The organism is Blautia pseudococcoides, from assembly GCF_001689125.2.
GTDB lineage: Bacteria > Bacillota > Clostridia > Lachnospirales > Lachnospiraceae > Blautia > Blautia pseudococcoides.
On the sequence record NZ_CP015405.2, the window covers coordinates 3,066,438 to 3,093,404 of the forward strand.

General features: G+C 46.4%; 23 protein-coding genes. 5 read left to right on the plus strand and 18 right to left on the minus strand.

Annotation, left to right across the window (positions count from 1 at the left end):
- Positions 1-41: 41 nt before the first annotated feature.
- From rplT to infC, 3 genes are read right to left on the minus strand one after another with little or no spacing between them, the layout of a single operon-like run.
- Positions 42-398 (minus strand): 50S ribosomal protein L20, encoded by a 357-nt coding sequence (gene rplT / locus A4V09_RS14660; RefSeq protein ID WP_065543006.1) that lies wholly within the window; start codon positions 396-398, stop codon positions 42-44.
- A gap of 36 nt (positions 399-434) precedes the next feature.
- Positions 435-632, minus strand: a complete 198-nt coding sequence (rpmI, locus tag A4V09_RS14665; protein WP_065543007.1) for a 50S ribosomal protein L35 — start codon at positions 630-632, stop codon at positions 435-437.
- A 37-nt stretch (positions 633-669) separates the two neighbouring features.
- A complete protein-coding gene (infC, locus tag A4V09_RS14670; protein WP_065543008.1) occupies positions 670-1,164 on the minus strand; it encodes a translation initiation factor IF-3 in 495 nt (164 codons plus the stop codon).
- A 398-nt stretch (positions 1,165-1,562) separates the two neighbouring features.
- On the opposite strand from infC, the gene A4V09_RS14675 reads away from it, so the two are divergent.
- Positions 1,563-2,918, plus strand: a complete 1,356-nt coding sequence (locus A4V09_RS14675) for a sodium-dependent transporter (RefSeq protein WP_065543009.1) — start codon at positions 1,563-1,565, stop codon at positions 2,916-2,918.
- Positions 2,919-2,972: 54 nt separating this feature from the next.
- Here the strand turns inward: A4V09_RS14675 and A4V09_RS14680 are convergent, their stop codons facing one another.
- The 8 genes from A4V09_RS14680 to A4V09_RS14720 form a co-directional block, all read right to left on the minus strand.
- On the minus strand, positions 2,973-3,293 hold the full coding sequence (locus A4V09_RS14680) for a DUF1540 domain-containing protein (protein ID WP_065543010.1): 321 nt from the start codon (positions 3,291-3,293) through the stop codon (positions 2,973-2,975).
- An 80-nt stretch (positions 3,294-3,373) separates the two neighbouring features.
- Positions 3,374-5,305 (minus strand): threonine--tRNA ligase, encoded by a 1,932-nt coding sequence (gene thrS / locus A4V09_RS14685; protein WP_065543011.1) that lies wholly within the window; start codon positions 5,303-5,305, stop codon positions 3,374-3,376.
- Between the two features lie 539 nt (positions 5,306-5,844).
- The gene (locus A4V09_RS14690; protein ID WP_065543012.1) at positions 5,845-9,090 is read right to left on the minus strand and encodes an SNF2-related protein; all 3,246 of its coding nucleotides are present in this window, start codon (positions 9,088-9,090) and stop codon (positions 5,845-5,847) included.
- 46 nt (positions 9,091-9,136) lie between these two features.
- Positions 9,137-10,000: a YdcF family protein gene (locus A4V09_RS25480; protein ID WP_242964139.1), complete on the minus strand. Its 864-nt coding sequence runs from the start codon at positions 9,998-10,000 to the stop codon at positions 9,137-9,139.
- A gap of 107 nt (positions 10,001-10,107) precedes the next feature.
- Complete coding sequence (locus tag A4V09_RS14700; RefSeq protein ID WP_065543013.1) at positions 10,108-10,614, minus strand: SEC-C metal-binding domain-containing protein; 507 nt, start codon at positions 10,612-10,614, stop codon at positions 10,108-10,110.
- A 128-nt stretch (positions 10,615-10,742) separates the two neighbouring features.
- Entirely contained in the window at positions 10,743-11,396 is a 654-nt protein-coding gene (locus tag A4V09_RS14705) for a hypothetical protein (RefSeq protein WP_330396434.1), read from the minus strand.
- Between the two features lie 94 nt (positions 11,397-11,490).
- Positions 11,491-11,667, minus strand: coding sequence for a helix-turn-helix domain-containing protein (locus A4V09_RS14710; RefSeq protein WP_242963847.1), 177 nt, complete (start codon positions 11,665-11,667; stop codon positions 11,491-11,493).
- A gap of 958 nt (positions 11,668-12,625) precedes the next feature.
- A complete protein-coding gene (locus A4V09_RS14720; RefSeq protein ID WP_065543015.1) occupies positions 12,626-12,991 on the minus strand; it encodes a hypothetical protein in 366 nt (121 codons plus the stop codon).
- A 116-nt stretch (positions 12,992-13,107) separates the two neighbouring features.
- Here A4V09_RS14720 and A4V09_RS14725 point away from each other — a divergent pair, with 116 nt between their 5' ends.
- From A4V09_RS14725 to A4V09_RS14735, 3 genes are all read left to right on the plus strand, one after another.
- A complete protein-coding gene (locus A4V09_RS14725) occupies positions 13,108-13,515 on the plus strand; it encodes a cupin domain-containing protein (RefSeq protein ID WP_089280620.1) in 408 nt (135 codons plus the stop codon).
- Between the two features lie 49 nt (positions 13,516-13,564).
- Positions 13,565-14,314, plus strand: coding sequence for a carboxymuconolactone decarboxylase family protein (locus A4V09_RS14730; protein WP_065543017.1), 750 nt, complete (start codon positions 13,565-13,567; stop codon positions 14,312-14,314).
- 249 nt (positions 14,315-14,563) lie between these two features.
- Positions 14,564-14,995, plus strand: coding sequence for a DUF3788 domain-containing protein (locus tag A4V09_RS14735; RefSeq protein ID WP_065543018.1), 432 nt, complete (start codon positions 14,564-14,566; stop codon positions 14,993-14,995).
- Positions 14,996-15,060: 65 nt separating this feature from the next.
- Here A4V09_RS14735 and A4V09_RS14740 read toward each other — a convergent pair whose 3' ends face one another.
- The 7 genes from A4V09_RS14740 to A4V09_RS14770 form a co-directional block, all read right to left on the minus strand.
- Positions 15,061-16,578, minus strand: a complete 1,518-nt coding sequence (locus A4V09_RS14740; RefSeq protein ID WP_065543019.1) for an ATP-binding protein — start codon at positions 16,576-16,578, stop codon at positions 15,061-15,063.
- 319 nt (positions 16,579-16,897) lie between these two features.
- A complete protein-coding gene (locus A4V09_RS14745; protein WP_065543020.1) occupies positions 16,898-18,430 on the minus strand; it encodes a glycoside hydrolase family 43 protein in 1,533 nt (510 codons plus the stop codon).
- A gap of 52 nt (positions 18,431-18,482) precedes the next feature.
- Positions 18,483-19,334 carry a carbohydrate ABC transporter permease gene (locus A4V09_RS14750; RefSeq protein WP_065543021.1) on the minus strand — a complete coding sequence of 284 codons (852 nt, stop codon included), beginning with the start codon at positions 19,332-19,334 and terminating at the stop codon, positions 18,483-18,485.
- 19 nt (positions 19,335-19,353) lie between these two features.
- Complete coding sequence (locus tag A4V09_RS14755; protein WP_242963848.1) at positions 19,354-20,271, minus strand: carbohydrate ABC transporter permease; 918 nt, start codon at positions 20,269-20,271, stop codon at positions 19,354-19,356.
- A gap of 121 nt (positions 20,272-20,392) precedes the next feature.
- Positions 20,393-21,694 carry an ABC transporter substrate-binding protein gene (locus tag A4V09_RS14760; RefSeq protein ID WP_065543022.1) on the minus strand — a complete coding sequence of 434 codons (1,302 nt, stop codon included), beginning with the start codon at positions 21,692-21,694 and terminating at the stop codon, positions 20,393-20,395.
- 93 nt (positions 21,695-21,787) lie between these two features.
- Positions 21,788-22,870, minus strand: coding sequence for a LacI family DNA-binding transcriptional regulator (locus A4V09_RS14765; RefSeq protein ID WP_065543023.1), 1,083 nt, complete (start codon positions 22,868-22,870; stop codon positions 21,788-21,790).
- A gap of 826 nt (positions 22,871-23,696) precedes the next feature.
- Positions 23,697-24,572, minus strand: a complete 876-nt coding sequence (locus tag A4V09_RS14770) for a helix-turn-helix domain-containing protein (RefSeq protein ID WP_065543024.1) — start codon at positions 24,570-24,572, stop codon at positions 23,697-23,699.
- Positions 24,573-24,708: 136 nt separating this feature from the next.
- Here A4V09_RS14770 and A4V09_RS14775 point away from each other — a divergent pair, with 136 nt between their 5' ends.
- Positions 24,709-26,925 (plus strand): alpha-L-rhamnosidase, encoded by a 2,217-nt coding sequence (locus A4V09_RS14775; RefSeq protein ID WP_065543025.1) that lies wholly within the window; start codon positions 24,709-24,711, stop codon positions 26,923-26,925.
- Positions 26,926-26,967: the final 42 nt, after the last annotated feature.

Sequence of the window (26,967 nt, forward strand, 5' to 3'; positions counted from 1 at the left end):
GGGATTAGACCTTGGGGCAGCGGCCATATGTTCCATACGAGTTAGGCGATTTTGGATTTAGCCAGCTCTGCCAGTGTTGCAAAGCCTTCTGCATCGTTGATAGCCATATCAGCCAGAACTTTTCTGTTCAGGTCAATGTTAGCCAGCTTTAAGCCGTACATGAATTTGCTGTAGGACAGACCATTCATTCTTGCTGCAGCGTTGATACGTGCGATCCATAACTGTCTGAACTGACGTTTTTTCTGCTTTCTTCCTGCATAGGAGCTAGCCAGTGCTCTCATAACAGACTGTTTTGCAACTCTGTACTGTTTGGAACGTGCTCCTCTGTAGCCTTTCGCCAGCTTTAATACTCTATTGTGTTTTTTCTTAGCGTTTAATCCGCCTTTAATTCTTGCCATTCTGAATTTCCTCCTATTTTAGAACCTATCCGGTAATTAGATGTATGGTAAAATTTTCTTGATCGCTTTTACATTGCTTGCATCTGTGATAGCTGCTTTTCTCAGGTTTCTCTTTCTCTTCTGAGATTTCTTTGTTAAGATATGGTTCTTATAGGCTTTGTTTCTCTTTAATAATCCTGTACCTGTTTTTTTGAAGCGCTTAGCAGCAGCTTTCGTTGTTTTCATTTTTGGCATGTTTGTATTCCTCCTTAGACTCTTTTCGTGAACGTGTTTAACGTTTTTCTGTCAAATACATGGTCATTGTCCGGCCTTCCACCTTGGGTGCTTTCTCGATCACCGCGATATCAGCTACAGACTCTGCAAACTCATCAAGGATGTGTTTACTCTTATACATATGTGCCATCTCTCTTCCGCGGAAACGCAAGGTCACTTTGACTTTGTTTCCCTTAGATAAGAACTTTCTGGCATTATTGACCTTGGTGTTCAGGTCGTTTTCCTCAATATTAGGGGACAAACGCACTTCCTTAATCTCTATGGTTTTCTGTTTCCTCTTAGCTTCCTTTTCTTTCTGGGCTAATTCGTACCTGTACTTACCATAATCGATAATTTTGCAAACGGGTGGTTTTGCAGTCGGAGCAATCTTAACAAGATCAAGCCCTGCCTCCATTGCCTGTTTCTGCGCATCTCTGACAGACATGATTCCAAGCTGTTCTCCGTTCGCCCCGATCAGACGTACCTCTTTGTCTCTGATTTGTTCATTGATCATTAAATCGCTAATTGTAGTGCACCTCCATAATATTGATAAAACACTCTGTTATTGGCCGGTCAGGCGGCCCCACCTCATAAAACATCCTGAAAGAAACAAGAAAAAAATGGATAGACGACAATCGACTATCCACATATCCGCATAAAGAAAACGCTGAAGGCGCTTCGTTTATTACCATATTAACCATAGTCACGCGATTGTGCTAGGGTGAGAGTGGATACTCTGCTTTCTTTTTCTTCAGACTAGATAAGTTTAACACAGCTATTTCATCGAGTCAAGTATAAAATATAAATTTATTTATAATTTTACAAGAAAATTCTTGTCTTTTTTCTGAAAAAATGGCATAATGTTTCAATACAACAAAAGATGCGAAAAGCATCGAAAAAAGGGAGAGAATCATGGAGAAAAAAAGAGGAGCATTTTCTAACAAGATGGGATTTGTCCTTGCCGCTGCGGGTTCCGCGGTTGGTCTTGGAAATCTCTGGCGCTTCCCGTACCTTGCAGCGAAATACGGAGGCGGTATTTTCTTACTCGTCTATCTAATTCTCGCCGTAACACTTGGGTTTACCCTGATGATAACAGAGATTGCCATAGGCAGAAAAACAGGCCTCAGCGCAGTAGGTGCTTTCAGAAAGCTGGACAAACGATTTGGCTTCGTTGGATATCTGGCCTGTATCGTTCCTTTTATCATCACCCCCTATTACTGTGTTATCGGCGGATGGGTAATCAAATACCTGATTACCTTTGTCAGCGGCAACGTATCTGCGGCTGCCGGAGATGACTATTTTACAGGTTTTATTTCTCAGGCCGGTTCACCGGTTCTGTGGTTTGCAGTTTTCGTTCTGCTGACTTCCATCGTCGTGATCGCCGGCGTGGAAAAAGGAATCGAAAAAGCCAGCAGGATTTTAATGCCGGTACTGATCGTACTTACACTGGGCATATCTATCTTCTGTATCACAAGACCTGGTGCCGCAGAAGGTGTAAAGTATTATCTGCTGCCTGATTTCAGCCGTTTCTCAGCAACCACTGTGCTGGCTGCCATGGGACAGCTGTTCTACTCTATGTCACTGGCAATGGGTATTATGATCACATACGGTTCCTATATGAAGAAGGACAACAGCCTGGAAAAATCTGTCCGTCAGATCGAGATCTTCGATACCGGAATCGCTTTTCTGGCTGGCCTTATGATCATCCCGTCCGTATTTGTATTCTCCGGCGGCAACGAGGAGGCCCTGGGCAAGGGACCATCCCTGATGTTCATCACTCTGCCAAAGGTATTTGACAATATGACACTGGGCGGCATCATTGGTGCGGTCTTCTTCCTTCTGGTCCTGTTCGCGGCACTGACATCCTCCATCTCACTGATGGAAACTAATGTGTCTATTATCCGTGACAAACTGGGCTGGAGCAGAAAGAAAACAACGATCACAGTCACCATATATGTATTGCTTCTGGGTGCACTGGTATCCCTCGGATTCGGACCTCTGGATTTCATCCAGATCATCGGACTGGGACTTCTGGATTTCTTCGACTTCCTGAGCAACAGTGTGCTGATGCCGATAGTGGCTATCCTGACTTGTATCAGCATCGGCTTCTTTATCAAGCCAAAGGCAGTGTATGACGAAGTGGAGCTGAACGGGCCTTTTAAAATGAAAAAGTTCTATACGATCATGCTTAAATGGATCGCCCCTATCTGCCTGATCATGATTCTGATTTTCGCAGTATCTGAGGCAATGGGCTGGATCAAAGTCTGATAAAAAGAGCCATATCTGTAATTTCGGTTACAGGTATGGCTCCTTTTTTACATCTTATCGTTTTTCAAAGCTTCCGCATTTTGTCTCTTCACAGTCGCAGGCACTTCCGCCCGTGATCGTTATTTTGTCCGCGTGACATTTCTCTTCTTTGTTGAAGGTACAGGTACATGCACGGCAGTCCACATCAATGGTACGGCATCCGCAGCTATCAGCAGCGGCTTTATTTGACGCGGATTCTCCTCTTTCCTGAAAGCTGCGGCAGCAGGTCTCGTCCGCAACTCTTGCATCGGTTCCGTCTACCAGGATATCTCCTTTGGAGCAGTATTCATCTTTGTTATAAATACAGGTTCTTGCAGTACAGCTTAATAATGGCATAGTCATTTCCTCCTTATAATTTCGTCGGAAATAGTATGCGTCCGGCCGCTGGATTTTATACCATGGATTTTTTTATAAATTCATTTCTGCCCTTCTGCCTTTACTTCACGGATCTCTCTGCTTTTTATCTCCTTTTTGACGGAAGTGATAAACTCACCCAGATCTTTTTGCCCCTCATCGCCCAGGAAGCGGCTTCTCACGGACACAAGACCCTCCTCCTCTTCTTTGGCGCCTACCACTACCATATAAGGTATTTTTTCCAGTCTGGCCTCGCGGATCTTGTAACCGATCTTTTCAGCTCTTGTATCCATATCCGCGCGGATCCCCGCCTCCTGAAGCTGTGCCAGGACCTTTTTGCCGTAATCCATATATTTGTCAGAGATAGCCAGGACACGCACCTGGACCGGGGATAACCAGGTCGGAAATGCACCTGCAAAGTGCTCGATCAAAATGCCGATGAAACGCTCAATGGAGCCAAATGCCACCCTGTGGATCATGATCGGGCGGTGCTTTTCTCCGTCAGCCCCAATATATTCCAATTCAAAACGAAGGGGAAGCTGGAAGTCAAGCTGAATGGTTCCGCACTGCCAGGTCCTGCCGATAGAGTCCTCCAGATGGAAGTCAATCTTAGGTCCGTAGAAGGCACCATCCCCTTCATTGACCACATAATCCAGTCCCAGGTCATCTAAAGCGCCGCGCAGGGCTTCCGTAGCCATTTCCCAGTCCTCATCGCTTCCCATGGAATCCTCCGGGCGTGTGGACAGCTCCACATGGTATTTGAAACCAAACAGGCTGTAAACCTGGTCTATAAGGCTGGCAACACCTTTGATCTCATCACGGATCTGTTCCGGTGTCATGAATATATGGGCATCATCCTGTGTGAAACAGCGCACACGCATCAGTCCGTGGAGCTGTCCTGATTTTTCATGGCGGTGCACCAGTCCCAGTTCCCCCATACGCAGGGGCAGGTCCCGGTAAGAACGTGGCTCAGACTGGTATGCCAGGATGCCTCCCGGACAGTTCATGGGCTTGATGGCAAAATCCTGCTCATCAATAACGGTTGTGTACATATTTTCTTTATAGTGGTCCCAGTGGCCAGATGTCTCCCACAGATGGCGGCTTAACATGATCGGAGTGGAGATTTCCACGTAGCCGGCTTTTGTATGGATCTCCCTCCAGTAATCCAGCAAGGTATTTTTCAGCACCATGCCCTTTGGCAGGAAGAACGGGAATCCCGGTCCCTCGTCGCGCATCATGAACAGGCTCAGCTCTCTGCCCAGTTTTCTGTGGTCACGTTTCTTCGCTTCCTCGATCCTTGCCAGGTGTTCCTCCAGGTCTGCCTTCTTCGTGAAAGCCGTGCCATAGATCCTGGTAAGCATTTTATTCTTCTCGCTGCCTCTCCAGTAAGCACCTGCAAGGCTTGTGAGTTTAAAGGCTTTTACTGGTTTTGTGGTCATCAGGTGAGGACCTGCACAGAGGTCTGTGAACTCTCCCTGTTTATAGAAACTGATAACCGCATCTTCCGGCAGGTCCTGGATCAGCTCCACTTTATAAGGCTCCTCTTTTTCCTTCATAAACGCTATGGCTTCCTCTCTCGGAAGCTCGAAGCGTTCAATGGGAAGGGATTCCTTCACAATTTTCTTCATCTCCGCCTCGATTTTTTCCAGGTCTTCCGCTGTCAGGGGAATTTCCCTGTCAATATCATAATAGAAGCCCTCAGAGACGGATGGTCCGATCGCCAGCTTTGCATCCGGATACAGACGTTTGATCGCCTGGGCCATAATATGGGATGCGGTGTGGCGGAAAGCCGCCTTGCCGCCTTCATCATTGAAAGTCAGGATACTCAGCTCACAATCGCTGTCCACTACTGTTCTCAAATCCACGGTCTGGCCGTCTACTTCCCCTGCGCAGGCCATTCTTGCCAGGCCTTCGCTGATATCGGAAGCGATATCAAGGACAGACACAGCGTGATCGTATTCTTTTTTTGACCCGTCTTTTAATGTGATAATCATAATTCCTCTGCTTCTCCTTTTCTCTAGTACAGCATTGCGTAAGTTACAGTGATAGAGTGCCTGATATTTTCGTCAGTGCAAGGCGCCGAAGCGACGGCGCAGCGGTTCCTACGACTAGCTCCGGCAACGCGGCACTGGCGTAAATAGCGGGTGCTATATCACTGGAACTTATGCAACGCTGTACTAGGCATATTTCTTGTGCAATTCGGTACTGCTCACACGCGGCAGACCGGAAACCGCAAAAAACCCGTCCCATGCAGCCATTTCTGACTGCAAGGGACGGGTAACTGTCATTACTCGCGGTTCCACCCTTGTTGTACACTGTCCTTTTTTGAAGGACCGGTTTACCACTCATTTGATGGTAACGGAATCACCGGGCCGGATCAGGGCCGCTCCAAGGTAGTTTTCAAATGCTTCCTGAACAGGCTGCTTCCAGCATATGCCGCCCTCTCTGGGAACCTCCGCATTTTACTCGTCTTGTCATCGCGTTTTCTGTATGAATCTATCTTTCATTATAGCCGCAGAAATATTTTTGTCAACTATTTTATCAGTTCCAATAGCTCATCCCTGCTGATCCTGTGGTCCGCCACGGCCTGCCCTTCCATAACATTTTCGGCCAGGCGGGCCTTCTTTTCCTGGAGGGCCAGGATTTTCTCTTCTATGGTGTTCTTCACCACCATCTTCATGACAGTGACTATATTCTCCTGTCCGATACGGTGGGTACGGTCTGTGGCCTGGTTCTGGGCCGCCACGTTCCACCATGGATCATAGTGTATGACAACATCCGCCTTTGTCAGGTTCAGCCCCGTGCCGCCTGCCTTCAGAGAGATAAGGAAGACCTGGGTCTCTCCATTCTGGAAGTTTTTCACCATCTCCCGGCGCTGTTCTTTGGTGTTCTTTCCCGAAAGATAGAGATAGGAAATCCCCGCCTTGTCAAACTCTCCGGCCAGCAGTTCCAGCATGGTGGTAAATTGGGAAAAAAGCAGTATCCTGTGCTCTGCCTGCACCAAATCCTGAACCAGTTCCACACAGCTTTCCTGTTTCGCGGAACCTCCCCTGTAATTTTCGTAGCAAAGCTTTGGAGAACAGCAGATCTGCCGCAGTCCTGTCAGTTCCGCCAGGTACTTAATTTGCCGGGCCTGATAATCCTCCTCGCTCTGGCTGCTTAATTCCATCTGCAGCCTGGCGACTCTGGCATCGTAGATTTTCTTCTGATCCTCCTCCATCTTCACATAGATGGTCTTCTCTAACTTGTCCGGCAGGTCTTTGAGCACATCCTGTTTTTTTCTGCGCAGAATAAAGGGATTTACCATATGCTTCAGCCGTTCCATGGCATTTTTGTCCTCATTCTGTACAATAGGCTGTTCCAGCTCTTCCCTGAACTTTTTGTAGCTGTAAAGATACCCGGGCATTATGAAATCAAAAATACTCCACAGATCACTGAGACGGTTCTCTATAGGAGTCCCTGTCAGTGCCAGACGATGGACAGCCTGTACTTCCTTCACTGCTTTTGCCGTCTGTGTGCCCGCGTTTTTAATGTACTGGGCTTCGTCTATGACCATATAAGGGAAGACCCTGTCTCTATACAGCTCTGTATCCCGCTTCAGCAGGTCATAGGAAGTCACAAGTATTTCCGAGCCGGATGCGCTTTTTATGATCTCCTCCCTCTGCTGGCTGCTGCCCACAGCCACTCTGACTGGAAGGTCCGGTGCGAACCGGCTGATCTCACTCTCCCAGTTATAGACCAGGGAAGCCGGGCATATGATCAAGGCGCCCTCTTTCTTCATTTCCAGCAGTGCAATGACCTGAAGTGTCTTTCCCAGCCCCATATCATCTGCCAGAATCCCGCCGAACCCCCACTGGGACAGCATGGCCAGCCAACGGAACCCGTTTTTTTGATATTCCCTGAGTTCTGCATTAAGTTCCTCCGGAATCTCAAAATCATTGTCCTGATAGCTGTTCATCTCACGGATGAGCCGTTTGAATTCCGGACTTCTTCTGGTATCTGCCTTGCCCGTCTGCGCTTTTAAAGTTTCGGCTATGTAGGAAGCCCGGTATTTTGGTGCGGAAAAGCTGCCTTTTACAAAATCATTTTTGTCAAACCCCAATCCCTGGGACAGCTCGGAGATGAGGGAAAGGCCATTGTCCTCAAGGCTGATGAAATCACCGTTTTTCAGACGGTAATACTTTCTCCGTCTGCGGTATCCAGAGAGTATCTGCTCCATCTCCCTCAGATCCATATCTTCCACCTGAATATCCAGATTCAGCAACTCCCCGGACATGCCGATCCCGATATTGACTTTTGGGGTGGGAAGAATTCGCATCCCCTTGATTTTGTCATCCACAAATAGGGCTGCCAGTTCCCGGATCTTCGGAAATCCCTGTTCCAGAAGGTCATATATTTTATCTTCCTCTGTACAGAACCCATAGATTTCCCCTGCTCTTTCTTCTATGTCGAAATATTCTTCCAGACATTTTTTCAGGGCCCCTTCCCTCTGTATGTCACGGTACTGGCTGGCCGGATCTATCTCTGCAAACAGATTGCAGACTGTATTTCCATAGATAGCTTCCGCCCGCATCTGAATGGCATCCCGATACTTTTCATCCATACTCAGGTACACATTGCACTCCGCCTCTTTTGGCTGGTACTCGTCAAAATCAATATCGTTCATCTGAATATCCGCATACTGCTCCAGAACAGGAAGCAGTGTTCCGCAGAATGCTGTATAGTCTTCCCGGTTGAGAAATATCGAACGGTCCCTGGATTGGAATGTATAATAATGTACGTTGTCCGTGTTCAAAGCTTTGACAATCGGCATCATATCTCTTGAAAAATCAGATGTGCACTGGTAGATGATGCCGTCTTTCTGCAGATAATCGTGGACATTTCCTTTTATCCACTTTGGTGAATGCAGATAAATATTGGCTCCCTGCTCCTCTGTTTTGACAATCTCCATTTTGATCTCCGGATTGCCGCGTCTGACGTGGTAAGGGGTTCCGTCTATTTCTATGGTCTGGTCCATATATTTCTGCATGACTTTGTCTATCCCATAACTGTTCAGTGAAAGATTCCGGAAATTCGAGCTGTATATCTGGGAACTGAATTCCATATTATTATACTGGATTTTCATATAATCAGACAGAAGGTCAATCCAGGAAAGGGCATCCGGGGTAAAAGCAGAACGGTCATGGATAAAACCCAGATTTTTGCCGTAAGAATCATATTTGCCATATTCCACGCTGTCCAGCATTTTGCAGATATTTCTCAGGATATACAGTTTGCGCGTTCCTATTTTAAATTCTATGTGAAAAGAGTTATATGAGGTTGTGATGACTGGCTCCAGACGGACCTGGCCATAATATTCCCCCAGCAGATACGCGTTATCGCGCACAGCATACTTAGCAATGGTATTTTTCAGTGTGTCTGATGTCTCCCGTTTTCTTGGGTTTCTCACAGGGAAATCCACGATCCCCCGGGAATCCCGCGGCGTTTGGGTGTCCCTGTAGGCAAGTGCCAGAGCCGCGCAGTGCTTGCACATACCAAAATAATTTCCATATGCCGGACAACTGCAGACATAATCCATAATGTCATCATGAGAATCAAAAGTAACCGTCACATCATACCATTTGCTGCCGCTGCCCTTTACCTGGGCGCTCACCTCTTTTATCCCCTCCGCGCCTTCCTCGATCAGGAAACTTTTATAAGCCTTTTTCTCGGCAAGCAGTTTTCCCCGCTGATACATTGCCGGAAAGCAGTTTTCTTTGATCGTGCTGATTTTTAACATTTTTCCCTCTCCGATTTACAAAATTATTGTATTTTCCCTCCAACAGTCACATGTTTCCTGCTGCTTTGTCCTTCACCACTCCGAAAAACTCCCTCACAAGGTAATTGACTTGTAAAAATTTATTGCTTTTGGAAGGAATTCCTTCTATATAAGAGCACCCCAGTTTTTTCCCCAGGGCCACGCCCCGGTACACGTGAAAATTGTTGGTCACTACGCCAATGGATGCCTCTTTACCTTTCTCATCTTCCTTTGTGTCAATGATCTCCAGAGAAAATTTCAGATTTTCGCTGGTGTTTGTGGAATGTTCCTCTTTCAGAAGGCGCTTGGGGGAGATGCCTTTTTTCTCAAGATAACGGTACATTGCCTCCGCTTCTGTGACATCCTCCCCTGTCCCTTTTCCTCCCGAGAGAACTGCACAGGTCTCAGGATTGTCCTCCAGGTACTCCCTGGCCCGCTCCACACGCAGTCTCAGAGAATTGCTCAGTTTTGTGCCGTTCACTTGGGCCCCCAATACGATGATATAATCCAAATCTTTGGACGGCTGGTGAAACATTCCTGTAAAGATCAAGGCTTCCACTGCCACAAAAATAAGTACACAAAGCGCTGCCAGCACCAAAAGTCCGTTTTTCAAGGCCACAGGGAGTGCGAACCCGGACAGCATTCCGCGCTTACTGTTTAAATGCAGGAATACCGCGATTCCGTAAAAAAACACACCCCCTGCTGCCCATATACATGGAAACAAAGAGGAAAGCCCTGCATAGACGGCAATGCCTATAAAATAAAAGGTGCAGAGGCTCCCCAGAATAATGCATAAAATCTTCATTTGTATCCTTTCGTAACGATTCAGCAGGTCTGCGCATTCACTGCGCTGACCGTAAGAAAGTGCACCACGGCCAAGCAAAAATCCCATCGCCAAGGGCGATTCTGCATGGATTTTTGCCTGTAACTGTGAGGGTACTGAACAGTTACATCCTTTCTAAACAAAGAGAGGCGGTTCTCCACCGCCCCTCTTAAAAATTATTTATTTCTGCCACAGCAGTGTTTATATTTTTTGCCGCTTCCGCATGGACACGGATCATTACGTCCGATTTTTGCACCTTTTACGATAGTGCCGGACTTTTTCTGCTCTTTATAAAGCTCTTTTTTCTTCTCCTCCGGGAAAATCTCGTCCCACTGGGGAAGTTCATACAGCCAGTCTGCTTTCGCATCCACCATGTTCTTATAGAGCAATTCTTTGTCAAATCCCAGATTGACTTCTGTATTCTCGTCCATCTCCTCAATGGGGTTCTGAACTTTCAGACTGTCATTGATACCATCCAGGAATCCAACCATAGTCATAACTTCTACTTCAAATTTATCTGCCAGGTCTTTCACTGTGCCGCGAACTACTTCGTCCGGGTTGGCAAGAAGTTTTTCATAGATCCCTTTTTCAATCAGAAAATAGTTGGTCCAGAATTTCTGCAGCTGCGCTTTGTCTGCTTCCTGAGAATAGGCAACATCTCTCCATTCCTGTAATAATGCCATGTATCTTTACCACCTTTTACTTATTATCGTATTTTGAGGCGTCCCGAAACGCCTGACAGATATAGTATATACGATATGACCGATTTTTTCAATCCTTACTTTTTTCTGATAAATTTCCTTAACAATCCTTAAAGAATCCATCTGCCATTGGTAAAATCAGGAATCGCCGCCGGCTGTCCGCCAAGGGCAATAGATTCCTCAGACAAAGCGCTTATGCACATCCAGGAAGCGGCATCGTAAACGTCGATCGGGCATGGTTTATGATTCTTCACACTGTCAAAAAATGCATCAAACACCAGCCAGTCCATTCCGTCATGTCCGCCCCGGATACCGTCATTCAGAAATTTTTTCCACACCGGATGTTCATACTCTGCCTCATACCGTACAGCATTGCCCCACTGCTCTTTCCATTTAAAGTCATACTCCGTGTCCTTTCCGTTTAAAAATACAGAATCGGTTGCCTCCTCATACATGCCCTTTGTTCCCCACACCGTAAAGTCCCGGCTATAAAATCTGGGAAGTGTGGTGTTCAGGGTGAGAAGGATCGTTTCTCCTCCCGCGCATTTTATAGTGGTGTTCACCACATCGCCCTGGGAAAATCCCGGGATTTCCTGCCCATATTCTGCCAGATACTCCGAAAGCCCCTCTGCTTTCGATGCCATGGAGCTCAGAGTCAGCATCCGGTTGCCAATTTCCACATCCATCCTATGCAGCATGACGTCTTTTAAAAGACTGTATCCCCTGCATCCAAGTCCTATTACCCCTACTCTGAGTTTTTCCATCTGAACGGCTCCTTTTCCTTATGTATTTTATATATCATAGTTGTAACATACCCGTATACAAATTTCTATATGGATTTGGAGATATAAACTCCCGTCATAGCCCTGACCACCGGAGAAAGGATGCGGGGGATTTGCCTGTGACCCGTTTGAAGACAGTGCTGAAATAATTCCTGTCACAGAATCCAAGACGCTTTGCCGTCTCATTGATCCCTGTTCCGCTTTCCAGCATTTCCATAGCATGTCGGATTTTCATCTGTGTAAAATATGTCATGATCCCAATCCCGTTTTTTTCTCCTTAAACCTCCTGATATTGTAAGAGGTAAAACTGGTATATAAAATTATTTTAACTTTTTTTGTTTCTTTTGTATAGGACGTTTGTTTCCGGTCATACTATAAGTAGTCCACGGAGGGAAGGCACAAAGATGTGACGCTCTTCGAGGATTACAAAAGAAAAAGTAGAAATACTTATCCTCCCCTTTGAAGCCTCTGTAACCGGAAGAAGCCCACCGGTTACAGGGGTTTTACATAATGTGAAGTGCTGAAGCGGGCCTGTCACATTAAGCTGAATGTTTCTTTACAGAAGACTAATCTATTTGATTAACTGCTCGACAAACTGAAAGTTATCAAACTCTTTGCATAACAAGAAGTTGTACTTTACCATTGATAATTACTTCTTTTTTTACAAATCCAAATTGAAACATGGACACTATGACAACTTCTTTGACAGTGAGGAAGAATGGTATCATTCAATCGTGGTAAATTCGTGGTAAAATGAGTGTTTTGTTATACTTCAAAATGCTTGAAAGTATAGCATTTATGCGGATAATCGAAAAATTTTCCGCCAATTCACGGATATCAATCCCGCCCCGGCCAGCGCCAGGATATATGGCACAGCATCCTGCCAGAGGGTATCCCCTGTCTACATCGCCACCGCACGTTCCGGCTCTTCCGCCGCGCCGTCTTGAACATCCATTTCGCTTTACAGTCATTGAGAGTATAACGGCTGCTCCTTTCCCTCCTCCACATAGGACTCTGTCTGCCGGATCAGTGAAAGGGCCTTTCTTTTTACAGCGGCCCACTTTGGCAGTCTTCCAGTTTCTTTCTCATGACTGTCCATGTATCTCCTGTCCCTGTCTTTATACAGTGGTCTCTTTTCCTGTAACTTATCCCCACCAATGATCCTCTATAAAACACAAAAAGAGATGTATCCACATCTCTGCAAATACATCTCACACAACGATCTCATATTTCGCCCCGCGGGCTCGTCTCTCACATCCTGTTTTCTCCAGACCTGTGATACTTTCTTTTTCTCTTATTTTCCTGTAGGTCATTTCCAATAAATGCACCAGTTCTTTTAAAGATTTCAGTTTATAGTGTGGATAAGTCACCAGGCCGAAGAGATAATCCAGCATCTCTTTCACATCTTTGCTCTCTTTATAGACGGCCCCCTCCAGATCAAAAAGCCGGTATTTCCCCCAGCTATCAAAAACCGCCTTGCAGATTAACAGGTTCATTCCCATGGGCGGATTGGGCAGTTGTCCCCCATTGTATAAACGGACAGTTAATACGATACTAACATTCTGATGATTCCCCATCAACGGAATATCCTCTATAATAGGTTCCATAATCAAAAGTATACCCAGATTTCAGGCGCATCGGAGCACCGCTTAAACGCACTGTACCCAAATAAAAATACGATATCATAAGGAGGATGATCATGGATCAAATTGAATTTAACCCCCTCTTTCCCATCGGAGGAAAAAATGATGCGTTTGCCCAATATTTTACAGGGCAAAGCTATTTGAAAATGCTGACAACAGAACGCCTCTCCATCGGTAATGTTACATTTGAGCCCGGCTGCCGTAACAACTGGCACATCCATCACAAAGGCGGACAGATCCTGCTCTGTACAGATGGCAGAGGTTATTATCAGGAATGGGGTAAACCCGCAAAGGAACTGCATCCCGGCGATGTGGTCAATATTCCGCCGGAAGTGAAACACTGGCATGGGGCAGCACCTGACTGCTGGTTCACCCATCTTGCCGTTGAGATTCCCGCAAAAGGTGCTTTCAACGAATGGCTGGAACCGGTGTCACATGAGGAATATGCGCAGCTGTAAGTTCTATAGACACGCACCGCTGCCATTATCATAAAAGGAGGATAATACATTGAATAGGATCCAGCAATGTGAAGAAAAATTTATGGAATTATTCGGCACTACACCTGTGAAAAATGAAGGTACTGACCCGGAGTTTATGAGAATACTGCAGCGCTTCATTTTCGGAGAGGTCTGTTACACAGGTAAATTGGACAACCGTACAAGAGAACTGATCACTATTACAGTCCTGGCAGTAAATCAAACGCTCCCTCAGTTAAAATCCCATGTAAAAGCCGGTCTGCATGTGGGCTGCACACCGGTTGAAATCCGGGAGGTTATCTATCAGTGTGCACCGTTCATTGGTTTTCCAAAGACCCTGAACGCAATAGCCGCCATGAATGAAGTTTATACGGCGCAAAATATACCGCTCCCCCTCGAAAACCAGGAAACAATACAGGATAAGGAACGGTATCAGGCCGGGCTTGCAGTTCAGGAACCTCTTTACGGCTCGGAAATCCGTGAAAAATATTCCTATCTGCCGGATGAATACGCTGAGGCTGTTCCCAGGTTCCTGACTGAATTCTGCTTTGGTGACTTTTACACCAGAAAAGGCCTTAATGAAAAAGAACGGGAATTATTTATTTTTGTCCTGCTCTCAGCACTGGGGGGTGCTGACCTGCAGGTTTACAGCCATGCTGCGGGGGCCTTGAAATCCGGCAGCACCAGTGAGGACCTTCTCGCGGCTCTGCTCCACGCCATGCCGTATATGGGATTCCCCAGAATGCTCAATGCACTGAACAGTATCAGACCTCTTTTATAATGGATGATATAGTTTTCCGGAACCGAAGGTTACGATTCAGCCTTCCGGCTTCATAGCAGCAAAAGCATGCACACAGACTGCACAAACCGCAGTCTGGCGCGGGACAGTGGAAGGCGGAAGAAAAGTCTTTTCCGTAACAGATATTGACTCCCTCCGGCACTGTATAGTATACTGGCTGCATATACCGGACTCTGAGTCATCAGGCAGCTACCGGATTCCGTATAAGTATGAAAGCAGGAGGAAGATGGAATGGATTGGAAATCGCTGTACACAGACAAAGAACAACCGTCTTTAGAACAAATTTCGGAGTATATCAACAGTCCCATTTGGCCGGAGTTTCATCATCGTATCCAATCAGCTTACCACAGTGCCCCCCGCATGGAATACAGCCGCTGCTCCATGCAGGCCGGCTGGAATATCAAATACAAAAAAAGCGGAAAATCGCTCTGCACCCTTTATCCAATGCAGGGGTATTTTATTGCACTGGTTGTTATAGGAAACAGTGAACTCACAGAAGCTGAACTCATGATGCCTCTTTGCTCTGATCATGTACAGACAGTATTCAAGGATACGAAAACCGGTAACGGGCAGAAATGGCTGATGCTGGAAGTACGGGACGAGCAGATCATGAACGATGTTCTTGCACTTATCAACCTTCGGAAACGCGCAGCTTTACACTAAAGAGAAGAATGGATAGTCCCCTGTGGAGGACTATCCATTCTCCTGCATGCCCCCTTCTCAGACAGTCAGCGTATCCCTATTGTGTAGTACCTCTGCAGCTTACTCTGGGGCTTTTCCGGCAGAGTCATCGCCAGCTCCCCGCTCTGCAGCAGCGGGTTCACATATTTTTTCATAGCATAATATAATGTTTTTACTCCCATAAATTCTGCAATTTCTATTTTAGTTCTTGGCTGTGCACAAAATCCCAGCAGATCCCGGATATTTTTATCTTCCTGCAGCTCTCCTGTATCATCGCCGCACACAGCATACAGCGCGCTTTCTCTCACTACGGAAGGCTGCTCTGCAATATTCCTGTAGCTGACCGAAGCATTATAGAGCACCACAACAAATTCATTCCTCCTGTTCTCAAAAACAGGCTCCGGAAGGCCTGCGTCCGCCATTTCCTTGCGGATCGTGGGGATGCCGGAATAACGGTTCTCCGCTCCGGTAAGGCTCTCTGCCATAACTGCCAGTGCCGGATTACGCAGATCCGGGCGGGCAACCCCAAGCTGTTCTACTGTCATCCTGCCGTAAAGGTTTCCCGGACTGTGGATCTCCAGCCGGTCTTTAAAGAAGTTGATCTGCACAGGTGTACCCTCTGTATGCTCACTGTAATCCCGGTGGATCAGCGCATTCAGGACAGCCTCCCTGACTGCATTCAGCGGATATTCCGCCTTATCCCTCCGCCTGCCCGTATCCGGGTCGATAATTGTCTTTATCTTCATATTGCGCTTGCAGAAGCCCACAGCCTCCTCTACCATCTCTGGAATAGTCCCGCAGATTCTCTTATTATCCATGAACCGCTCCATATCTTCCCCCACATCCCCGATCTCATAACCGGGAACTACAACTGCCGTTATGCTGTACTGGGGAAAAATACCCTGAGGATAGATGCAGAAATTCATAATTCCCGCCAGAGTCGGGATACCGCCTCTGGTCACATTAAGCATCTCCAGCATCTGTGACTCCTGAAGCATGGAGAATTGGGGGCGCTCCGCTTTTTTATCGTTCAGAAAACGTTCGAGCCTTGTTCGTTCCAGCATAGCCACTGAAATTCTCTCAACGGTCCGTTCATCATCATGCACGTGTCTGCGGTAAACCTCATAGCTGTATATTTCATAGTCTGTCATGGGAAGATCGGCATCCCCCACCCGCACATATGCGCCCTTCACTTTACCGGCGCCCTTGTAATAACAGGGGCGCTCTGCCAGATCAATGGCGGGTATCTCGGCAGAACATATATTGACCCCTTCGTATTCTGTAAAGGTGAATACAGCACGTACCGGCGGCTCCATCTGGCTGCATTGTTCTGTTACTTTTTTCTGAAGGTCATGCAGGTCATACACACCCACCGCCTGAAAAGCAGCTCTCTCATCAAGTCCAAAAAGCAGGATGCCTCCGCTGTCCTGATTGGAAAAGCTTGATAAAGTATCATAAAGTCTCTTTGGACATCCGTCCTTTGCAGTTTTTACTTCTATATACTGGGCTTCTGCTCTCTGTATCTGAACCTTTGCGGCCAGATCTCTCAACTCTTCTGCTAACATCCAATCCCCTCTTCCGCAGATAGAACATTTGTTCTCATCTATGAATATATGCTAACACATTACAAACAATTTTTCAAGTTTATTTTGTAAGTTCTGATTTTGTTTCTATTTTTTTGTATATCTGTTATTCTATTTTGCCGTTATGCATTTCTTTCTAACAAAATAAGAACAATATCAGTGGGTCTTTGAAAACTGTTTACGCTGTGCTGTGGAAGCATTTATTTGGGGCAGGCAGTCACAAAATAAGCATTCAAAACCGCCGGAATCTCTCCCGGCGGTCTGCTTTTTTCTTAAATCACGATCAAATGTACATCTGTTCTCAGTAATCCAGCACCTTTACCTGGAAATCCTCAAAGGCAGCACAGCCGTTTTCTGCAAACATCCCTATATAAGTTCCTGTAAATGTCATATACCTGGTACTCTCTGTACACAGCCCTACTGTCAGCCCGCTTCCCAGTTCCACAAATGTCTCTTGGTCCAGGCTATAAGAAAATCTATAATATGTTTTATCCGATACAATTCGCAGCATCACATTTTCTGCCTCGGCTATTTCTGCGCATGCCGTAACAGTAAAAATATCATGGATATGCTTTGCCAGGCAGATTTTCCATTTGTCCGTCTCTCTGCTTAAATAAATCTCATAATGATAAGAATCATTATAATAAGCAGTAAGGCCTGCCCGCATTCCCTGCACCGCATCCGGCAGGGTGACTTTTACCGTTGATACCGTTTCAAACCCTTTCTGCCGTACCCCGATCCAGGTAGGGCTTGCCATTTCATTGATCGTGGTACTTGTCCCAATTAAAATCAGCCGGCCATTCACCGTATCCCTTAAATAGTTTTCCATAGATGGATTCCTGAGGAAATTATAATGTGTACTGAACACGTCATTTGAGAAATCATCTGTAAAATCCCGGTTCACGGGCAGCGGCGGTTCTCCGGGAAGAGGACCGTCCATCTCCGGAGATATCAGCCCCATTTCCCCCACAACCGGCCAGCCGTCTTTGGTCCATACAACCGGTGCCAGAAATGTCTCACGCCCCAGATTGTGAAGCAGCACCCTGTCTTTCTTCTCCTGGCACGGACGGACTGCCAGGCATACCATCCACCAGTTGCCGTTGTGATCCTCTATCATATCCGCATGGCCGGTACAATAAATCTCCTCCCTCATGTCATCCCTGTGTGTGAGAATAGGATTGTGGGGACACGGCTCAAAGGGTCCATAAGGACTGTCTGACCGGAGTATGGTTTCCATGTGCCCGTATTCCGTGCCGCCCTCAGCCAGCATGAGATAATATCTTCCGAACCATTTATACAGATGGGGGCCTTCCGCATACCTGCCGCCGCACCCTCTGCTTATTATGATACTTTCCGTGAGACGCTCTCCCGTAAAAGGATTCACCTGGCAGAGAAAAATTCCTGTCTTCCCTTCCCCGTCAATATTGGTGGACGCAAAATAAACGGTTCCGTCATCGTCGAACAAAAGAGACGGATCGATTCCGCCCTGGTCCACCCATGCCGGCTTGGACCACCCCTTCCCCATATCTGATGTATAGACAATAAAGTTGCCTTTCCCTGACGTATTGGTGGTTGTCATAAAAAAGGTTCCCTGATGATAACGGATGGTAGGCGCGTAAATTCCTCCTGACGGCCTGCATCCATGTAGGTCAAGCTGCGCTTCTTCTGTAAGGCAGTAACCCTGAAGTTCCCAGTTTACAAGATTCCTGCTGTGATAAACAGGCACACCGGGATAAAATTCAAAGGATGAATTGGCAATATAGTAATCCTCTCCCACTCGGCAGATAGACGGGTCCGGATTATATCCGGAAATTATGGGGTTTCTGTATTTCATTAAAGTTGTCCTCCGTTTTGTCATTGTATTGTTTGGATCACCCGGGTTCGTCTCAGCCTTTCAGGCCGGACATTTTTATTCCCTGGATGAAATATTTCTGGCAGGTTGCAAATATCACCAGCACGGGCAGCAGGGAGACCAGTGCCATGGACATCATCTGTCCTACCTGGACATTCCCCTGAGAACCTTTGAAAAACTGCAGTCCAATGGCAATTGTAAACTTATCATTGGAGTTAAGGTAAATTAAAGGATTGAAAAAATCATTCCAGTTAAACACCAGAGCCATCACCAGAACTGCCAGCATGACCGGTTTTACTGCCGGAAGAAGAATCCTGGTGAATACCTGCAGGGAATTGGCACCATCAATTTCAGCTGCCTCATCCAGTTCCTTAGGCAGTGTCCTGAAAAACTGGATAAATAAGAATATATTGAACGCGCCTCCACCAAGCCAGCTTGGTATAATAAGAGGCCATATGGTATCCACCATTCCCAGCTTATAATATAGCAGGTACTGGGGAATCAGTGTAACCTGAGTTGGAAGCATCATGGTGCCTAAAAGCACCATGAACAGGATCTTTGATAATCTGGACTGAAACCGTGCAAACCCATAGGCAACCACAGAGGATGACAGTACGGTCCCCACGGTGGCAAGAAAGGTGATCACCGCAGTGTTTTTAAAATAAAGCTGGAAATTGGCTCCTTTCCATCCTTCCACAAAGTTCTCAAAGGTACTGTGCTTTGGAATGAGAGTGGGGGGCATACTGTAGATATCCGACATTGGCTTAAAGGATGTGGAAACCATCCAGATAAACGGGAAAAGGCAGATAACCGCAGCAATGACCAGCACAACATATGTCAGTATCCTTGCCATAAGTTTTGTCTTTTTTTGTGATCTTGTATGCATATTTTATCTCTCCTCCTCCTTAATCATCATAAAATACCCAGAATTTGGATGTGGATACCACTACGATGGTGATCAGCATAATAACTGCGAACATACTCCAGGCCATCATGGAAGCATACCCCATCTTACCATAGAGGAATCCATTATTATATAAATGCATAGCCGCCGTATAGGTACTGTTCAGAGGACCGCCGTTTGTCAGGATCAGCGGCTGCTGGAATACCTGGAAAGCTGCGATCACTGTAACGATAAGATTGAAATATATGGTAGGTGTACATAACGGCAGTGTGATATAGAAGGTCTGACGGAGAGAACCTGCACCGTCCATCTGCGCACTTTCATAATAAGACTGGGGAATATCCTGTATACCTGCCAGCATAATAATGATATTATTTCCTATGGTCCATAATGACAGGATCACAATGGAGATCATGGCTACATTTTTGTCCCCCAGCCAGTTTGGCCCTTTCAATCCCACAAGGGATAATATGTAATTGATAATTCCAAAATCTTTCTGGAAGATCCATCCCCAAAGTATGGTCACCGCAACCCCTGAGGTAATATATGGTATATAAAATGCGGTACGGAAAAATCCCAGACCTTTTACTTTCTTGCTCAGAAGAAGTGCAACAAAAAAGGCAAGTATAATGCTGCACGGTACAAACATAAATACATATTTCAGGGTGTTCAGAAAAGCTCTCCTGAATAAAGTGTCATCTGTAAATGCATATTTCCAGTTATCCAGCCCCACAAACTCCCCGATCCCTGTAAGATTCATATTCGTAAACATCAGATAAAAAGAATACAAAATCGGATACAATGTAAGTACAAGGAATCCGATCAGCCAGGGGGCTGTGTAAATATAAAAATTCCTGGCTTCTCTTTTTTTCATGGTTGTATATTTTTTTTGTTTTCCCGGTTTCCTCAAAATTCCCATGCCTCCAATCGACTATAGAACGTACACGCTGCGGACCCTCTATTGTCATGAACTATCAGCGGCCACCCGCCGGGTCAATATGACCCGGCGGGTAGCCTCCGCTTCTCTGCCATCCTTACAATCAGTTGCCGTTTGCCTCGTTAAATGCCTTCTCCAAAGCCGGATAATACTCCTCCATGGCTTCCTCTGCCGTCTTGCCGTCAATGGTCACTGACTGCCAAATCTGTGTATACACATCACCGGCTGCTGAAAATGCACCGCCCCATATATTCAGTTTTGCATCGGCCAGTCCGTCAAGAAATGCGCTGTTTTTGATCGGTCCATACTCTAAATCCTTATAATATGTCTCTGCGATATTTTTGCAGGATGTAAGACCGATCTTACTGGTTTCTTTTGCCATATCTTCATTTGCATACGCTGCTTCTTTTAAGAAAGTCCAGGCTGCATCCTTGTTCTTTGAAGTTTTCAGCATGGCATAGCCGGTTGCGTACATAAGGTTGTTCTTTCCGTTTTCCACTTTCGGCATAGAAACCGCATCCCATGCAAAATTATCTCCCACTTCCTCTGCGATCAGCTTTGTCTCAAATCCGCCCAGTGTATACATAGCCGCGTGTCCAGATACAAATAACTGTTCCTTCGGAAGGCTTTTTGCTGCTGTGTCATCCGGCATTGCCTTGCTCTGAACCAAATCTCCGAATAAATTCAGTCCGTCTTTTACTTCCTGGCTGTTGACTTCACACGTCTTTAGATCATCTGCGTATGCACTTCCGCCTTTGCAGATCACAGACAAGCCTGCGTCAATCCAATGGTTTACCATTCCATAGGTGGCATCCGCCCCTTCTCCTCCGGCAAACTTTTTAGCGGTTTCTGCCAGGTCATCCCAGGTCCAGTCATCGGTAGGATATTCTACACCAAACTTATCAAACATATCCTTGTTATAGGCCAGGACAAAAACATTCTCCAATAAAGGCATAGCCTCCAGCTTACCATCCGGGCGGAAATACGGCTCGATCATTCCCTCTGTTATCACGGATTTGAGGTCAACGCCTTCTTTTTCCACATAAGGATTAAGGTCTTCATAATATTCCGTATATAAACCGTAATAATCCGGGGACATCTGGATAACATCCGGGCCGGTGCCTGCAGACAATGCTGCTGTCATCTTCTGGTCCCATACGTGGTCAGCTGTGGGGATCACAGAATGTTCAACCTCGATTTCCGGATGTGCTTTCTGAAACGCCTCCACCATGGTTTCTCTTGATTTCTTCTCCTCATCTGCTCCCCAGGACCAGATCACCAGTTTTTCCTTTTCCTTGCCATCTGCTGTTTTTGCGGCTTCCTTATCAGAATTGCCTCCACAGGCAGTTAATCCTGCAAGCATAACGCCAACCATACCCAATGCTGCCAATTTTTTTAATTTCATCTTTCTACCTCCATCCATATTTATGTAAATTTATTTATACACCAAAGCTGCGCGCTGTACTTTGATATATGTTCCTGATCATGTAAAGACCTGCTAAACAGATGCCATATTTTTTACGGTCTCTCCCTCCAGGATTTTAAAAGGAGAGTAATTCATATATTTATATTTGTTGCCTTCTAATACATTTATCAAAACATCTACACATTCCGCTCCCTGTCGTTCCGGGTAGATGGCCATTGTTGTCAGTTTCGGCTCATATCTTTCTCTTGTAAAAAGTCCGTCGATCCCTATAACGGAAACATCTTCGGGCACCCTGAATCCCAGAGATTTTAATTCTTCCATCATTCCAAATGCCATATCATCATTAAAACAGATGATGGCTGTGGGCTTATGCGCAGACGCCTGATACATCCTGGCTGCCCTTCTTCCTATGAAAAACAGATCCAGGTAAACAAACCCTTCCGCTTCACAGCTGAAATCCTTTTGACTGCTGTTCTTTGGTGTTTCCGTCTTTTCCAGATCTCCCTGTACATCCAGGATATATTTTCTGTATTCTTTCCCTATTTCCAGCATCATCCGTTCCTTCCAGTAACGGTAACGGAGATTTGCGTAGCCTTCATTAAACGGAAGCGCCATACCGATTTTTCGATGGCCTTTTTTCCAGAGATAGTCAATCGCCGTATTGATAACTTTTCTATTATCAATAATAACTGCCGGCATGGGTTTCGCAAAAACCGCTGATGGATCAAAACTTGCCGTGACGGTTGGCAGGTAATAGTTTTTGCCGATACTTTCCGCATATGCCTGTGCCACCGACTCCGTAGGGAAAAGCGCACCGTCCGCTAATGTCTTTTTCACCATCTCGAAATCCCGTTCATTCATGATAGCCAGAACATGATATCCCTTTTTTTCAGCTTCCCTGGCCATGCCATGGTACATCTGGTTATAATACGTTCCGGTAAGGTCTCCGCAGAAAAACAACAGCTGGTACGTTTTTTTCTGCTGCAATGCCATGGCTACAGGGTTTGGCATATACCCTACACGGTTAGCGATCTCCAAAATTCTTTTCTTTTTTTCGTTGTCTACATATCCGCTGTTGTTAAGTGCTCTCGAGACCACAGACACCGAAACACCGGCCTCTTTCGCTATGTCCTTCCTGGTAACATTTTTTCCCATGCCTTACTTTCTTGTTCATTTTGTGTAATATACACTATTTGTATAGTCACTATACTATATGCTGAGGCCAAAATCTTCAATATGGAAAAATATGGTCACGCGTCCACATGGGCAAGTTGATCACTGCTCACTCTGTTCTCCCCAAAACGCCTTACAGCTTCCCTTTTCCCCACCCCGCCCCAGCTTCCCATATATTTTTTAACAGGGGATGGATGGCTGAACTGCCGGGGAACCCGGACCGTCTGCCTTCCTTTTCATAATCTGATGGAGATAGGGTATTACGGATACCCGGCCCCAAGCTTTTATTGTATAAAAGAGTCAGGATAACTTTTATATAACAAAAAAACTCATGGTATTTTGCTTACAATGTCTGTAAACAATACCACGAGTCTTCCATTCTTAAAGAAAACCGCATTTCTCAAAGCAGGACATCTGTCCTGCTTCATCCGCTTCCTATAATCATGAATAAAAGCACAGCAAAAAATGCTGTGCCCCTGCTCCCGGTGTGTTTTGTTTCCTGTAAGCAAAATAAATCTGTACAACAACAAAAGAGTCATCTCTACGGCAACCCTTCTGTGTATTTAATTATACATTTGATTTATTTTCCTGCTACAATGGACACACACACCTCCTATTTCTTTCTACTGGTAATTATAGACTGTTATCTCCTTATGTCAAGTCCATGACAAAACATTTCATCCTGCTAATTTATGGCAATCTGGCGCTGTCACGCCATCCGTGTCAGGAAACATCGCAGCAGTGCTGCATATTTATTCAGTCCACAAGGCGGCGGGGAAAGCAGAGCGGTTCCTCCGCGGGCAGATTTTCAATTTTTCCCTTTTGCAGCCCAAAGGTTTCTGTATTCCCTGGGCGTCATTTTCACAATCCTCTTAAACACACTGTTGAAAAACTTCTTATCCTCATACCCCACCGCCTGGGCGATCTCTCCAATCCGCATATCACTGCCCGCCAGAAGCCGGCAGCTCTTCTCTATTCTGACCTTCTGCAGATATTCACGGAAGGAAAGCCCTGTCTCCTGCCGGAAAATCCTGCTGATATAGGACAAGGAATAGTGATACTGTCTGCAGAATGCCCCCAGGTTGACATAATCCTGATAATTCCTGTCAACGTACTGAATCACATCCAGCACTGCCCTGTGTTTTGGATGCTTTTGCTTCTCATGAATGCCTTTTCGCAGGGTGAGTATGAGCAGCTCGATCAGTCTGCACCGGAATACCTCTGCATACCCCTCTTCTTTCTCCTCATACTCCTCCAGCATACCCATGATCAGTTGTTTGATCCGTCCGTTCTCATCATGGAAGATACGGTCTACAGGTGTTTCACCCGGTATGGATGTATAATAGCGGATCAGGCAGCCGTGCAGCAGTTCATCCAGAGAACGACACCCTGTCAGCGTCTCATCTATCACCTCAGGCAGAAAGATACAGTTGATCAGTGTAAAATCCGAACTTCTGGAATAGCTGTGCACGCTTCCATAGTCTACAATAAAATAATCCCCCTCTGTGAGCATTCCCTCTGCCGAATTGAGCGTATGCACTGCTGTTCCCTTCACCACATACACCAACTCAAAAAAATCATGGGTATGGCTCTCCATATCCGTCTGCCGGTATGGCATCATGACCAGCCGCTCCTGCTCCTCCTTTGAAACCTCCCTGATATGGATCGTTGCCGCTTTATCCATAAGGCAAATTCACCCCCTATTTTAGTTAAAAACAGGTGTTTTTTTTCATTCTATTCTCTGGTATCATGATAGTCAAGAGAAACTGTAAGAATTCTGAACAGTTACCGTCAAGAAAAGACAAACGGAGGTATTTTAAATGGAATGGTATGCAAAATGGATCAAACCACAGACGGAAACAGGTGATATCTGCCCCCTGTTCCAAAAATCTTTCTTCCTGAAAAAGCCGGTAAAGGCAGCAGCACTTTATATAACAGCTCTCGGTACCTACGAAGCGGAGCTGAACAAAACCCGGATAGGAGATTTTATACTTGCCCCAGGGTGGACTTCTTATCAAAAACGGCTTCAGTATCAGGCTTATGACGTTACAAATCTGGTAAAAGAAAACAACCAACTCTCCGTCACCGTAGGAAAAGGCTGGTACCGAAGTCCCATGCCGGGCTGGAGCAGATCATCCGTGCAGGAGGAGCTTAAAAAAAGCCCTGCGGGACTTCTCGCGCAACTGGAGATCACGTATGAGGACGGTTCCACGGAGTACATGGCAACGGATGAGACCTGGACGTTTACAGACAGCCCTGTCCGCTTTTCAGAAATATACGACGGCGAGATTTTTGATGCCTCCCTGGCATACGGCTGTGCACCCGGATGCAGCAGCACCCAGGGTCATGGATCCGGCAGACCGGTATGTGAATTTGAAGGCCCGTCACATACCTTGATCCCCCAGCAGGGTGAGGAAATCCGGGAGCAGGAAAGGCTTTCTCCCATTGGGATATTTACCACTCCAAAAGGAGAGACCGTGGTGGATTTCGGACAAGATATCACAGGTTATGTGGAAATCAGCCTTACCGCAAAGGCCGGAGAAAAAGTAGCGCTCTCCCACGCAGAAGTTCTGGATAAAGAAGGATGTTTTTACACAGAGAATTACCGAAGCGCCAAAGCGCAGTATTTATATATCTGCCGTGACGGTCAGCAGTCTTATAAGCCAAAACTTACGTTCTTCGGTTTCCGCTATGTACGGATCGACCAGTATCCGGGCGGCCCTTGTGCGGCAAAACCGGAAAATTTCACAGCCGTGGTGATACATTCCGCAATGCGGCGGACCGGATATTTTAACTGTTCCAATCCCCTTTTGAATCAGCTTTTTGACAATGTCATCTGGGGACAGAAGGGAAATTTTGTGGACGTTCCCACAGACTGTCCCCAGAGGGACGAACGTCTTGGATGGACCGGAGATGCGCAGGTGTTCATCCGCACAGCCTGCATGAATTATGACGCAGAAAAATTTTATACAAAATGGCTGTCAGATATGGCGGCAGACCAGGGGGAGGACGGAAGGGTAGGCCATGTGATCCCCGATCTGCTCTCCGAAGAACCCGCCAGCTCTGCCTGGGGTGATGCGGCAGCCATCTGCCCCTGGGAACTCTATCTGGCATACGGAAACAAGGAATTGTTATCCTCCCAGTTTACCCTCATGAAGAAATGGATCTCCTATATTTCTTCCCATACCACAACCCCATATCTGTGGACCGGAGGCACACACTACGGAGACTGGCTGGGCCTGGATGCGCCTGTGGGAAGCTATAAAGGTTCCACCCGGGAGGATTTTATCGCCTCCGCATTTTATGCATATTCCACATGGCTGGTCATGGAAGCCGGAAAGGTGCTGGGGGAGGATATCACAGAATATGAAACCCTTTACACTGAAATTGTATCTGCCTTCCGCACCGCCTTCCCGGAATACAAAACCCAGACCGAGTGTATTTTGGCTGCCCGCTTCGGCCTTGCCAAAGACTGCCAGGCAGCTGCGGATCAGCTTGCTGCCATGGTCAAAGAGTGCGGTATCCGGCTTCAGACCGGCTTTGTGGGAACGCCTTATATCCTGCATACCCTGAGCGAATACGGCTATTCCCACCTGGCCTACAGCCTGTTGCTGAAGGAAGACTACCCCTCCTGGCTGTATCCTGTGACCAAAGGCGCCACTACGATCTGGGAACACTGGGACGGCATTATGCCTGACGGCAATTTCTGGAGCGCGGATATGAACTCTTTCAACCACTACGCTTACGGCTCTGTGGCTGACTGGATTTACAGTGTGGCCGGGGGGATCCAAAGGCTTGCTGCATTCCCGGGCTATGAAAAAGTGAGTATTGCCCCCATCCCCGACAAAAGGCTTGACTGGCTGTCAGTATCCCTGGATACACGCCATGGAAAAATAACTTCCTCCTGGAAAAAAGCGGGGGATGTGTGGCGCTATGAGATCACGACTCCGGTGGATGCGGTTGTGATGATCGCGGGGAAGGAACGGGAAGTCGGCAAAGGGACCCATCTGTTCTATAGTAAAATAGAAACCATCTGATATTCATCTTAAAAAGGGAACGGAGATACCGATTCTTAAATC